The 13,546-nt window shown below is 36.2% G+C and carries 10 protein-coding genes; 1 reads left to right on the top strand and 9 read right to left on the bottom strand.

The window, feature by feature from the left end:
- Positions 1–9: 9 nt before the first annotated feature.
- The 5 genes from pflA to ACTQZM_RS07895 all read right to left on the bottom strand — a co-directional run bounded on the left by pflA (position 10) and on the right by ACTQZM_RS07895 (position 8,518).
- Complete coding sequence (pflA, locus tag ACTQZM_RS07915) at positions 10–777, bottom strand: pyruvate formate-lyase-activating protein (RefSeq protein WP_441653412.1); 768 nt, start codon at positions 775–777, stop codon at positions 10–12.
- A 153-nt stretch (positions 778–930) separates the two neighbouring features.
- A complete protein-coding gene (pflB, locus tag ACTQZM_RS07910) occupies positions 931–3,213 on the bottom strand; it encodes a formate C-acetyltransferase (protein WP_248626479.1) in 2,283 nt (760 codons plus the stop codon).
- A gap of 283 nt (positions 3,214–3,496) precedes the next feature.
- Complete coding sequence (parC, locus tag ACTQZM_RS07905; RefSeq protein ID WP_441653411.1) at positions 3,497–5,944, bottom strand: DNA topoisomerase IV subunit A; 2,448 nt, start codon at positions 5,942–5,944, stop codon at positions 3,497–3,499.
- A 16-nt stretch (positions 5,945–5,960) separates the two neighbouring features.
- Positions 5,961–8,003: a DNA topoisomerase IV subunit B gene (parE, locus tag ACTQZM_RS07900; protein WP_441653410.1), complete on the bottom strand. Its 2,043-nt coding sequence runs from the start codon at positions 8,001–8,003 to the stop codon at positions 5,961–5,963.
- Between the two features lie 98 nt (positions 8,004–8,101).
- Entirely contained in the window at positions 8,102–8,518 is a 417-nt protein-coding gene (locus ACTQZM_RS07895) for a CoA-binding protein (RefSeq protein WP_113784056.1), read from the bottom strand.
- 153 nt (positions 8,519–8,671) lie between these two features.
- On the opposite strand from ACTQZM_RS07895, the gene plsY reads away from it, so the two are divergent.
- Entirely contained in the window at positions 8,672–9,316 is a 645-nt protein-coding gene (gene plsY, locus ACTQZM_RS07890; RefSeq protein WP_441653409.1) for a glycerol-3-phosphate 1-O-acyltransferase PlsY, read from the top strand.
- Between the two features lie 29 nt (positions 9,317–9,345).
- On the opposite strand, the gene ACTQZM_RS07885 is transcribed toward plsY, so the two are convergent.
- Genes ACTQZM_RS07885 through hslV form a run of 4 tightly spaced genes read right to left on the bottom strand, consistent with a single transcriptional unit; the run spans position 9,346 to position 12,990 of the window.
- A complete protein-coding gene (locus ACTQZM_RS07885; RefSeq protein WP_441653408.1) occupies positions 9,346–10,221 on the bottom strand; it encodes an aldose 1-epimerase family protein in 876 nt (291 codons plus the stop codon).
- A 13-nt stretch (positions 10,222–10,234) separates the two neighbouring features.
- Positions 10,235–11,020 carry a GTP-sensing pleiotropic transcriptional regulator CodY gene (gene codY / locus ACTQZM_RS07880; RefSeq protein WP_016252322.1) on the bottom strand — a complete coding sequence of 262 codons (786 nt, stop codon included), beginning with the start codon at positions 11,018–11,020 and terminating at the stop codon, positions 10,235–10,237.
- Positions 11,021–11,036: 16 nt separating this feature from the next.
- On the bottom strand, positions 11,037–12,428 hold the full coding sequence (hslU, locus tag ACTQZM_RS07875) for an ATP-dependent protease ATPase subunit HslU (RefSeq protein ID WP_243198821.1): 1,392 nt from the start codon (positions 12,426–12,428) through the stop codon (positions 11,037–11,039).
- Positions 12,429–12,441: 13 nt separating this feature from the next.
- The gene (gene hslV, locus ACTQZM_RS07870) at positions 12,442–12,990 is read right to left on the bottom strand and encodes an ATP-dependent protease subunit HslV (protein ID WP_016252324.1); all 549 of its coding nucleotides are present in this window, start codon (positions 12,988–12,990) and stop codon (positions 12,442–12,444) included.
- Positions 12,991–13,546 lie beyond the last annotated feature (556 nt).

Below are 13,546 nucleotides of genomic sequence, written 5' to 3'. Positions count from 1 at the left end.
CTCAAAAAATTAGTGCGCTAAATAGCCTTTGTATTGATCTACATGTAACAACTCACGCGCATTTTTAATTCGATCTTGTTCTGGTGGCTTAATCCCTTCCAATGGATATTCCAAACCTAGTTTATCCCATTTAAATTTACCCATTGTATGATAAGGCAATACTTCCACTTTTTCGACATTATTTAAAGTTTGAATAAACGCATCCAAACGAATCAAGAATTCATCATAATCGGTTCTTTGAGGAACTAAGACATGACGAATCCAAACGGGTTGACCGACCTCAGACAAATATTGAGCCATTTCTAAAATATTGTCATTACTTTGACCAGTTAATTCTTTATGCCCTTGATTATCAATGTGTTTAATATCAAACAAAATCAAATCGGTATATTCAAGCAATTCATTAAATTTACTAAAAAACGGCTCTTCTTTGGTAAATGGTTTCCCACAAGTATCAATTGTGGTATGAATACCTAGTGCTTTAGCCTTTTTAAATAAATCTAATAAAAAGTCCAATTGAAGTAATGGTTCGCCACCACTAACGGTAATTCCGCCATCTTTACCCCAATAAGCACGAAATCGCAAAGCTTCTTCTAATACATCATCAGCCGAACGTTCCTTTGAAGTATCAGTTTTCATCTTCCAGGTATCTGGATTATGACAAAATTGACACCGCATTTTACACCCTTGAGTAAATACAACAAAGCGTACTCCAGGGCCATCTACGGTACCAAAATTTTCTGTGGAATGTATCATCCCTAATGCTGAATCTGACATAATCTTACTTCCTTCCAATCTTTCTTGACTTAGCTAAAACGAAAAATCAAGAAAAGCAACAAATTTTTCATCAAAATAGTCGAAACCATAGGATGAAATCTAGAAAAAAAGGATGACAATGAACTTGCCATCCTTTCAAAAATCAACAAATGATTATAATCTATCGTGAGCAGTTCTTGAGATAACGTCTGCTTGTTGTTCAGGAGTTAAATCACGGAACTTAACTGCGTAACCAGATACACGAATTGTCAAGTTTGGATATTTTTCTGGATGAGCTTGTGCATCTAGTAATAATTCATTTGTAAATACGTTAACGTTTAAGTGGTAACCACCTTTATCGAAGTAACCATCTAAGACATTACGTAAGTTTGCAATACGAGTTGCATCATCTTTACCTAATCCATTAGGGTTAATTGTTTGAGTATTTGAAATACCATCTAATGCATTGCGGTAGTTCAAACGAGCAGTTGAGTTAAGTGATGCTAATAATCCATTCTTTTCACCTAAGAATTTGCCATCACGATAACTTGGGTTAGCACCTGGAGCTAAAGGTTTACCAGCACGACGTCCATCAGGAGTATTACCAGTAGCTTTACCATAAACTACATTTGAAGTAATAGTTAATAGAGATGTAGTTGGTGTAGAGTTACGGTAAGTATGTTGACGTTTGATTTGAGTCATGAAGTATTCTAAAATCCAGTTTGCCATTGCATCTGCTTCTTCATTATCATTACCATAAGTTGGGAATTCATTTTGTGGTACATAGTCAACTGCTAAACCATCTTCGTCACGAATAACTTTAACGTTACCATGTTTGATAGCCATGATAGAGTCAGTAGCGTGTGAAATACCAGCAATACCAGTTGCGAATGTACGACGTAAATTAGAATCCATAAATGCTAATTGAATTGCTTCATAAGCATATTTATCATGCATATAGTGAATAACATTTAATGTATTTACGTATAATTCAGCTAACCAATCTAGGATATCTTTGTATTTTTCCATAAATTCATGGAAGTCTAGAGTATCACCAGTCATTGGGCGGAATTTAGGACCAACTTGCATCTTAGTCTTTTCATCCACACCACCGTTGATAGCATAAAGAACAGCTTTAGCAAGGTTAGCACGCGCACCGAAGAATTGCATATCTTTACCCATTACAGTTGCAGATACACAACATGCAATTGCGCAGTCATCTGAACCCCAGTTAGCACGTAATAAATCATCATTTTCAAATTGGATTGATGAAGTTTCTTTAGCAATACGAGCTGCGAATGTTCTGAATCCTTCTGGTAAACGAGATGAATAAAGAACAGTTAAGTTTGGTTCTGGTGATGGTCCCATGTTGATTAATGTGTGTAAGATACGGAAGTCGTTCTTAGTAACTAATGAACGTCCATCAATACCCATACCAGCGATAGATAATGTAGCCCAAATTGGGTAACCTGAGAATAATTGGTTGTATTCAGGTGTACGTGCGAATTTGACCATACGTAATTTCATAATTAAGTGGTCAATTAATTCTTGCGCTTCAAATTCAGTAATCACACCGTTTTCTAAGTCACGTTGGATATAGATATCTAAGAATGCTGAGATACGTCCGATTGACATAGCCGCACCATTTTGAGATTTAATTGCACCTAGGTAACCGAAGTATAACCATTGGATAGCTTCTTGTGCGTTTTCAGCTGGACGAGAAATATCAAATCCATATGAAGCAGCCATTTTCTTCAAGTCGTTTAATGCACGATATTGTTCAGCGATTTCTTCACGTAAACGAATCACATCATCAGTCATGACTTTGTTACCAGTTAAATCATGGTCTTTTTTCTTTTGTTCCATTAAGTAGTCAATACCATATAATGCAACACGGCGGTAGTCACCGATGATACGTCCACGACCATAAGCATCTGGTAGACCAGTGATGATTTTGTTTTTACGAGCTAAACGCATTTCATCAGTATAAGCATCGAATACACCTTGGTTGTGTGTTTTACGCCATTCTGTGAAAATTTTAGTCATTTCAGGATCAGCTTCGTAACCATTTGAAGTTAAAGCTGAGTTTGCCATACGGATACCACCAAATGGCATAAATGCTTGTTTTAATGGCACATCTGTTTGTAAACCAACGATTTTTTCTTCTTCTTTAATTAAATATCCAGGACCATGAGAAGTTAATGTAGCAGGAATGTTGTTATCCATGTCGTACACACCGTTTTGTTGGTGTTGCACTTCAAATAATTCTTGTAGTTTTGTCCAAAGTTTGTCAGTACTTGGAGCAGCTGGTTGTAAGAAGCTGTCATCTCCACGATATTCTGTGTAGTTTTGTTGGATGAAAGAACGAGTGTTGATTTCTTTTTTCCAATCGCTTCCTTTAAAGCCCTTCCAAGCAGTTTCGTTAAATGTTTCTAATTTGTCTGTAACTGATGTCATTATCAGGTCCTCCTTAATACTTATCAAAAGTATGTAACAGTTTTTACATGTTCAGTATAACACATAAGCGGATTAATGCAAGTGTTTTCATATATATTTTTTTAACAAATTTCAAAAAATAATAGTATAAAAACACCTAAATACTGATAAATCAAGCTTTTTGTAATTGTGAAATAGATATTTTTGTTTAAAAAAATTTTTGAAAAATTTAGCACAGAATAACCTCTGTTTTGATACAGGGATATTCTGTGCTATCATTTTTGTAACAGCTTTCTAAATGAAGTTATTCATTCGCAGGCTCTGGAAAAATGGCTTCCACACTGGTTACATCGCCACCATCTGTTTCATTCATCATCATTGAACCATTAGATGTGCGTTCACCAATTGGAAACTCAGTAGGATGAAGTTCATATACTTCCCCTTTTTGATTTTGCATTCGGTATGTTTGCTCTTGCCCTTCACCCATAAAGACGACGCGATGTGGATGGTTTTTCAGCTCACGAAAGACCATTAATCCACGACCTGCGCGATTAGCAGAAGGTAACTCTTGAGCAAGCATTCTTTTCACTGCACTTCTTTGCGAGACTAAAACAACTGGTGTATCCCCATTTGAATACACTAAAAGACCATTGACAATATAATCTTCGTCTTTTAGATTCATTGATTTCACCCCTGCTGCTTTCGGACCACTAACAGGCACTTGATCTAAGCTAAAACGTAGCCCATATGCTTGATGGCTTACTAAAAAGACATCTTGTAAATCTTGCTCTGAAGTAAGATAAATATTAACTAATTCATCCTCACCCTTTAGATTCATGACCGTGCTCGCCTTTGATTTATACGTTCGCCATGGGGTTAACTCGGCAAATTGTACTTGTTTAATCATACCATATTTTGATATCAAGACTAAAGTTGGCTCTGGGGTTAATTCTTTATAGCTAAATGCGGCAATAATCGTTTCATCCATCGCCAATTTAGTAATTGTTTGCGAAATATGCTCACCAATTTCCTTCCATTTCAAATCAGGAAGTTCATGAATTGGTCGATAAATGACATTTCCTTTATTCGTAAATAGTAATAGATGATCAAGCGTATTTAATTGTTCACAGTAAAGTAAAGAATCACTTTCTTTCATCGCAAGCTCATTAAAGTTAGAAGCTGCATATGAACGTAAACTACTACGCTTCACATAACCTTCTTTGGTCACAGTCACCATCACGTCTTCAGAAGCAATTAAGACCTCGGTTTCAATCTTAATTTCTTCAATTTCTGCTTCAATTTTCGTTAAACGTGGATTACTATATTTTTTCTTCACAGCTTTTAATTCTTGCTTAATCACTCGCATCAATTCTGCTTGTTCATGAATAATCTTTTGTAGCTGCGCAATTTTTACAGCCAATTCTTCAGCTTCTTTTTGCAATTGCGTGATATCTGTATTCGTTAAACGATACAATTGCAAGTTCACAATGGCTTCTGCTTGAGGCTCAGTAAATTGATGTAGCATAATTAAATTATTTTTGGCATCTTTTTTATCTTTACTTTGGCGAATGGTACGGATTACTTCATCTAAAATCGACAAAGCTTTCATCAACCCATCGACAATATGTTGACGATTTTGCGCTTTTTTCAAATCATATTGACTACGACGCAAGACCACTTCTTTGCGGTGCTCGATATAACTATGCAAAATATGCTTCAAACCAACTTGCTGGGGCCGCATTTCATCAATAGCCACCATATTAAAGTTATAATTGATTTGTAACTCAGTATTTTTATATAAATAATTTAAGATTCCTTCTGCATTTGCCTCTTTTTTCAGTTCAACAACAATCTGTAAGCCAGTGCGGTCACTTTCATCGCGTACTTCAGCAATCCCATCAATTTTTTTATTGATGCGAATTTCGTCAATTTTGCGAACTAAATTTGCTTTATTTACTTCATAAGGAATTTCATTGATGACTATTTGTTGTTTATTCCCTTTAATATCTTCAATTCGTGTTTGCGAGCGAAGAATGACTTTGCCACGACCAGTTTGATAAGCTTGTTTGAGTTCTTTGGCCCCTTGCAAAATGCCACCAGTTGGAAAATCAGGCCCTGGTATATATTTCATCAATTGATCCAAAGTAGCATCCGGATGATCAATCAGATAAATCGTACCATCAATAACTTCACCTAAATTATGTGGTGGAATCTCGGTGGCATAACCAGCTGAAATCCCTGTCGAACCATTGACCAATAAATTAGGAAAACGAGCTGGTAAGACAGTTGGTTCTTTTTCGGAATCGTCAAAGTTCCAAACCATATCAACTGTCTCTTTTTCAATATCCGCCAACATCTCACCACTTAATTCAGACAGACGGGCTTCTGTATAACGCATGGCAGCTGGTGGGTCGCCATCCATACTCCCATTATTTCCGTGCATCTCAATAAGAATTTCACGTAACTTCCAGTCTTGACTCATCCGCACCATGGCTTCATAAATACTACTGTCCCCATGCGGATGGAAAAAGCCCATGATATTTCCGACTGACTTCGCCGATTTACGAAAGGCTTTTTCAAAAGTATTGCCGTCTTTATTCATCGCAAATAAAATCCGTCGTTGCACTGGTTTCAAACCATCACGAATATCAGGCAATGCACGCTCTTGAATAATATATTTTGAATAACGTCCAAAGCGATCTCCCATGACCTCTTCAAGCGTCAACTCTTCAATATTATGCTCTTGCTCCAAAAAAAGGCCTCCTTAACTAAATATCAAATATACTAATTTCTTCATATTTTGGATTATCTTGGGAATGATTATCATGCTGCGTTTCGTGCGTCTCATGTAAATCATCAATCGCCTTCCGATCTAAAATACTACCATCTTCTTCTAACGTGAACTGCACATGACTTTCAATCCATTTCCGTCTTGGTTCAACTTTATTCCCCATCAATGTCGTTACACGTCGTTCTGCTTGAGCCGCATCATCAATTCTGACTCTAATTAAAGTACGTGTTTCTGGATTCATAGTTGTTTCCCAAAGTTGTTCGGCATTCATTTCACCAAGACCTTTGTAACGTTGAAGCATATAACCTTTACCAACTTTTTTAATCTTTCCAGCTAATTCTTCATCGGTCCACGCGTATTCAATGACTTGTTTTTTACCAGTCCCTTTAGATACCTTATAAAGTGGTGGTAAAGCAATATAAACTTTTCCTGCTTCGATTAAAGGCTTCATATAACGATAGAAGAATGTTAAGAGTAACACTTGAATATGCGCACCATCTGTATCCGCATCGGTCATAATAATGATTTTATCATAATTGCAATCCGCTACATCAAATTCTGGACCAACCCCAGCACCAATGGTATAAATCATCGTATTAATTTCTTCATTTTTTAAGATTTCTTGCATATTGGCTTTTTCAGTATTAATGACTTTCCCACGCAATGGTAAAATCGCTTGGAATTTACGGTCACGACCTTGTTTTGCCGAACCACCAGCAGAATCCCCTTCGACCAAATATAATTCATTCTTTTGGGCATTTTTAGATTGAGCTGGAGTAAGTTTACCAGATAAGAGCGATTCGCCTTTTTTCTTTTTCTTACCACTACGGCTTTCTTCTCGAGCTTTACGGGCTGCTTCTCGAGCTTCTCGGGCTTTGATGGCTTTTCGAACGAGCATTTGACTCAGTTCACTATTTTCTAGTAAAAAGAAACTAAACTGTTCTGAAATCGTCGCATCTACGGCATTTCTGGCTGCTGGTGTCCCGAGTTTACCCTTTGTTTGTCCTTCAAATTGTAATAAGTTTTCGGGAACCTTAATAGAAAGCACCGCTGCTAAACCTTCGCGGAAATCACTACCTTCGAGATTCTTATCCTTATCTTTTAGCAAGTTGACCTTTCGCGCATACTCATTAAATGATTTCGTAAGCGCCGTTTTAAAACCAACTTCATGTGTACCACCATCTTTGGTACGGACATTATTCACAAATGATAAAATATTTTCAGAATAGCCATCATTATATTGGAAAGCGACTTCCACTTGCATCCCATCTTTTTCACCAGAGAAATAAAGAATCGGGGTCAAATCATCTTTTTCTTCGTTCAAGTAAGCAACAAATTCCTTGATGCCTTCTTCATAATGGAAAACTTCCTCAACAGGCTCGTCTTTACGTAAATCTGTTAAAGTAATTTTTACATCACGTAACAAGAAAGCCGACTCACGCAAACGCTCTGCTAAAATTTCATAAGAGAATACAGTGGTCGAGAAAATACTAGCATCGGGCTTGAAATGAACGGTTGTACCATTTTTTTCTTTGGTTTTGCCGACTTTTTTCAAGGTTGTTGTAGGTTTTCCCCCATCGGCAAAGCTTTGCGTATATTTGTAACCGTCTCTAACAATCGTGACATCTAATTCACTAGATAAAGCATTGACGACACTGGCACCTACACCGTGCAAACCACCAGATGTCTTATAGCCACCTTGACCAAATTTACCACCAGCATGCAAGACAGTAAAAATGACTTCAACGGTTGGAATTCCTGAAGCATGCATCCCGACTGGCATCCCACGACCGAAATCTTGCACGGTAATACTATTGTCTTTTTCAATTGTGACATTGATTTGATCACCAAAACCAGCTAATACTTCATCGACAGCATTATCTACAATTTCATAAACTAAATGATGTAGACCGCGGCCATCCGTAGAACCAATATACATCCCTGGACGCTTGCGAACTGCCTCAAGTCCTTCTAATACTTGAATGGATTGATCATTATATTCATCTATTTTTTTTGCCAAAATGGTCGCTCCTTGTCTTGCTTATTTTTTCATCTTAAAAGACACGCTTACTATTATATCACACCAGACGAAGAAAACTAGCACAAAATAGTAAACTTCTAATCTTCTAACAGGCGTTGATATTCAATCTTAATACAACGGTCCATAATGTATGCTTTTTGATGTTCTTCTAAAATTTTTGCAGCTTCCTCATTTTCAATTCCTAGTTGCGCCCAATACACTTTAGCATCAGTTTTGACAAATTCTTTTGCAATATCAGGTAAAAACTCGCTACGTCTAAAAATATCAACAATATCAATTTGCTCAGGCACTTCCGCTAAAGAAGCATAAACTTTTTCACCAAGGACTTCTTGACCTGCTAATACCGGATTGACCGGAAAGACACGGTAGCCTTTCTCTTGTAAAAAAGCGGCAATGCGGTGGCTCGTCTTTTCTGGATTGGCACTTAAACCAATCACGGCAATATTCTTGCTATTTTCTAAAACGTTCTTTAGTTGTGTATCATTTAGTTGCATATCAATCGCTCCTTCATTTGTATATATCCTGATTATATCATATTTATTTCATCCATTTATAGTTTACTTAATTGATATTTTAATCAAACTTCCATTGTTGTTATATTAATTTCATGGTACAATCGAGCTAGTTTATTAAAAAAGGTGGCAATTATGACAAAATATTATTTATTCTTAGTCGCTTATCTGTTAGGCTCGATTCCATCAGGTGTCTGGATTGGCAAAATATTTTACCACAAAGATATTCGTCAATTTGGGAGCGGGAATACCGGAACGACGAATACTTTCAGAGTTTTAGGCAAAAAAGCTGGAATTGCGGTCTTAATCATCGATATTCTCAAAGGAACACTTGCAACCATGTTACCGACGTTATTTGGTATCACTCAGGTCAACCCGCTTATTTTCGGTGTAGCAGCAATTATCGGACATACTTTCCCTATTTTTGCTCATTTTAAAGGTGGTAAAGCAGTAGCGACTTCTGCAGGAATGTTACTAGGTTATCAACCAATCTTTTTTGTTTATTCTTGTGTAATTTTTATCATTTGTTTATTCATCACAAGTATGGTTAGTCTTTCAAGTATGATTGCAGCTATATTGATTACTTTATCAACTATCTTTTTACCCTATATTTGTCCGGCACTTTTACCAAAACATAATTTATTATTAACCATTATTGCGATTTGTGTATCTACATTTATTTTTTATCGCCATAAAGATAATATTAAACGAATTAAAAATGGTACAGAAAGTCGTGTACCATTTGGATTAAATAGCAGCAAAAAAAGTGCACAAAAATAGTCCCTCATGATTGAAGGACTATTTTTTTATTATTCAAAACGAATCGTATACTGATACTCTTTTTGATCACCAATATTTAAAGATTCCACCCCATATTTTTCAGTTAAATCACCACTTGTTGTTGTGATATCTGCCACACTTGCCCATGGTTCAATACATACAAATGGAGAGGCCACAGGATAGGTTGACCAGATGCCTACAAATGGTAAATCTTGATAATTTACGGTAATCTTATGCGAATCTTTTGTTGAACTTAACACAATTTCAATCGGATCAGTTGTGGTGGTATAGACTAAAGCATCACCTTTAAACAATTCATGTGTCAATGGTATTTGACTCACTTCAGGATTTTCCACCGCTTTTTCTAGATTTAATAAATTATCTTCTAGTGGAATCAAGCGCTCTACTTTTCCTTGAGTGAATGAAAGCTGATAATCCGTAAATTCTAAGTCTGGCACTAAAGGTACATTAAAGGCAGGATGTCCACCAATGCCATAGTACATCGTATCATCTGATAGGTTATACACCCGATAATTTACTACTAATTGATTTTCATGTAAAGTATATTTCACATAAAGGGCAAATTCAAAGGGATAACGTTCAAAAGTATTTTCATCTGATTTTAAGACAAAAGTAATTGAAGTAGCTGTTTGCTCAAACAAATCAAAGGGTAAATCACGGGCAAAACCATGTCGTGATAGTTCATAAGTTTGTCCCTTTAATTGATATTGCCCATTTTTCAACCCACCAACGATTGGAAATAAAATTGGTGCATGCTTACCCCAATGATTAGGGTCTGCTTGCCATAAATATTCTGTTTGGTCTTTTAAATTGACAATACTCGTTAATTCAGCTCCCTTAGCTTGAAAATTAACTTTTAAAAATTCATTTTGAATCGTATACATATGCTCATATCCTTTATTGTTTATCTAATTCTTGTTTGAAACGATGATTTAAAATTCTTAAATAGGTCCCCTTCATACCAAGTGAGCGAGACTCAATAATTCCAGCTGATTCTAGCTTTCTCAAGGCATTAACAATGACAGAACGTGTAATGCCGATTTCATCAGCAATACTTGAAGCCGTTAATCGACCTTCATCGCCATCCAAAGCCGCAAAAATCGCTTGAACAGCTTTTAGCTCAGAGTAAGACAAGGTATTGATAGCCATTTGTACAGCTGTAGCATTGCGAATATCTTCTTCAATATTTCTTGATTGTTGGTACAAAATTTGCATCCCTACAACTGTCGCACTATACTCAGCTAAAACTAAATCATCTTCATTGAATGCATCAGACAATTTGGAAAGGATAATCGTACCTAGACGTTCACCAGCACCATAAATAGGTACAATCGTTGTTAACCCATCTGGATACATTTCACGAAATTCAATCGGAAAAGCAGTCAAATCATCGGTAATCGGAATATTTTCTTTAGTTTTTTCCAAGCGGTCGACTAAATCAGTATAAGACACTGGAAATTGACGTTCCACTAAGATATTCTTCACACGATCATTATTAATATCATATTTTTCATTAATTCCCAATAGCTTCCCATCACTACTAATAATATAAGTGATAGTATCCAAAATATCCCCTAATATCATCGCCATGCGGTTATACGGCATACTACTAGTGTTCATGAGTGTATTTTTTTGTTGCAACAACTCATTAATTCGTCTGGTTTTCTGTAGTAAAGTCGTCATTTCATCTACCCCTTTTTTATAAAATATAACGGCTCATATCTTCATCTTGAGCAATACTGTCTAATTTTTCAGCCACATATCCTTCTGTAATCGTAATCTCACCCATTTGCATATCAGGTGCTTCGAATAATAAATCTTCAAGCAAACGTTCAAGAATCGTGTGCAAGCGACGTGCCCCAATATTATCCGTATCACGATTCACTTGAAAAGCAATTTGGGCAATTTTTTCAATCGCTTCAATCGTAAAGGTTACTTGAATATTTTCTGTAGCTAATAAAGCAATATATTGTTTGACTAGCGCATTATTAGGTTCGGTCAATATCTTCACGAAATCTTCAGCAGTCAAATCATCTAATTCCACACGGATTGGAAAACGACCTTGTAATTCAGGAATTAAATCACTAGGCTTAGATAAATGAAAGGCTCCAGAAGCGATAAATAAAATGTGGTCAGTTTGGATTGGACCATATTTTGTATTGACTTGTGATCCTTCAACAATTGGTAAAATATCTCGTTGCACGCCTTCACGTGAGACTTGACCTGACTGTTGTGATTTTGAAGTGATTTTATCAATTTCATCAATGAAGATAATGCCTTGAGATTGTGCTAATTTCAAACTTTCCGAATGAATATCGGCATCATTCACTAATTTAGCTGATTCTTCATTGATTAACAATTCACGGGCTTCTTTGACGGTCAAAGTACGAGTGATTTTCTTTTTCGGTCTTAATGAGCCCAGTGTTTCTTGAATATCGATTCCCATTTGTTCTAAACCATTATTCAAACTAGGCATCGCAACTTTTGGTTCATCAATTTCAATGGTCACTTCACGATTATCTAGCAACCCTTTTTCCAATTGTTCATAGACAGCTTGACGGGTGCTGCGGATTTCATCAGTCAACTCTTCTTTAGGCTCAGTTTCCCCTGCTTGCATTCCTTGAAACATGGTCATCATTTGTTCATAAGGATTATTTGATTTTTTTTGCTCTTTCTTAATACCAGGAACCAAAGCCTTTACTAAACGACGATTCGCCTTTTTAGTGGCTTGCACTTTGACACGATCATATTGTTGTTTTTTCACAATTGTAATCGCATTTTCAACTAAATCACGTACCATGGATTCAACATCGCGACCCACATAACCAACTTCGGTAAATTTAGTGGCTTCGACTTTTACGAATGGGGCATCCACAATTCTTGCTAGGCGGCGTGCAATTTCAGTCTTACCTACCCCAGTTGGTCCAATCATCAAGATATTTTTAGGTGTGACATCTTGTTGCATTTTTTCGTCTAATTGCATTCTGCGATAACGATTACGAAGGGCTACCGCAACAGATTTTTTCGCTTGATTTTGACCAACGATATATTTATCTAATTCATTGACAATTTGTCTTGGTGTTTGATTCATCGAGATACCTTCCTTAAAATTCTTCTACAATAATATTATGATTCGTAAAGACACAGATATCTGCTGCAATCGTTAAGGCATTTTTAGCAATTTCGGCAGCGGATAAATCTTGTCCACTATAGTTTTTCATCGCACGGGCTGCAGCTAAAGCGTAATTTCCACCTGAGCCAATCGCTAAAATTCCATCATCAGGCGCAATTACTTCACCAGTCCCTGAGACAAGTAACATTTCCTTGTCATTCATAACGATTAACATAGCTTCTAACTTTTGCATCGACTGCTGGGTACGCCACTCTTGCGCTAATTCCACAGCGGCACGTTGTAAATTACCATTATATTCGTTAAGCTTACCTTCAAATTTTTCTTCTAAAGTGAAGGCATCGGCAACACTTCCTGCAAATCCTACAACAACTTGATTATTATAAATACGACGAACTTTACGTGCAGTCGCTTTCATAACAATTTGTTCGCCTAGGGTTACTTGACCATCCCCAGCCATTGCAAATTTTCCGTCTTTTTCTACCGCACATATTGTGGTGGAATGAAATTGTGATTCTACCATATATTAAGCGCCTCCTCCAATCATGATTATGAGACAAATTGTAGTAATTCTCAGAAAATTCTAATACTTTTATAGAATAAACTTTAACATATCTTTTACTGAATTACAACAAATTGTCAGAATTTTCTTTGTCTCCTATACAATAACATGACATTAGCATATTTCGCAAGCGTTTAATAGTCTAAATAGTTGCAAATTTAGCAAACTTTTAATATATTCAAAATTTTTTCATCAATTCTTCCAAAGTGTCAAAAATAGGTAAAAATATTCTTGACCCACCTATTTCAAACTACTATTTTTCAGCAAAAAAGGACTACTACCTCATTGATAGTAATCCTTCATATTTTAAGCTAACTCATTTTTGACCTGTTCTAAACTTTCTGGGTCTATGATATTTAGTGTTGTTACTCAAACGGAGGATAACACTAAATATCTTTTTTTATAATCATAATAATAGAAAAAGACATCTGTTTCCTCTATAATTAAGTCGACCAAAACCATTAAGGAGTGAAACAAGATGTCTTTACTAAATAATATCAAAAAAACCTGTCCAAGT

This window comes from Enterococcus cecorum (assembly GCF_052119425.1).
GTDB classification, from domain to species: Bacteria; Bacillota; Bacilli; order Lactobacillales; family Enterococcaceae; genus Enterococcus_E; species Enterococcus_E cecorum_C.
This window is presented reverse-complemented; position numbering and strand designations above follow the sequence as displayed.

What these genes read in the sequence shown, in the direction of transcription:
- pflA (WP_441653412.1), bottom strand. Translation starts at nt 777, where the DNA reads ATGTCAGATTCAGCATTAGGGATGATACATTCCACAGAAAATTTTGGT.
- pflB (WP_248626479.1), bottom strand. Translation starts at nt 3,213, where the DNA reads ATGACATCAGTTACAGACAAATTAGAAACATTTAACGAAACTGCTTGG.
- ACTQZM_RS07895 (WP_113784056.1), bottom strand. Translation starts at nt 8,518, where the DNA reads ATGCAACTAAATGATACACAACTAAAGAACGTTTTAGAAAATAGCAAG.
- plsY (WP_441653409.1), top strand. Translation starts at nt 8,672, where the DNA reads ATGACAAAATATTATTTATTCTTAGTCGCTTATCTGTTAGGCTCGATT.
- ACTQZM_RS07885 (WP_441653408.1), bottom strand. Translation starts at nt 10,221, where the DNA reads ATGTATACGATTCAAAATGAATTTTTAAAAGTTAATTTTCAAGCTAAG.
- codY (WP_016252322.1), bottom strand. Translation starts at nt 11,020, where the DNA reads ATGACGACTTTACTACAGAAAACCAGACGAATTAATGAGTTGTTGCAA.
- hslU (WP_243198821.1), bottom strand. Translation starts at nt 12,428, where the DNA reads ATGAATCAAACACCAAGACAAATTGTCAATGAATTAGATAAATATATC.
- hslV (WP_016252324.1), bottom strand. Translation starts at nt 12,990, where the DNA reads ATGGTAGAATCACAATTTCATTCCACCACAATATGTGCGGTAGAAAAA.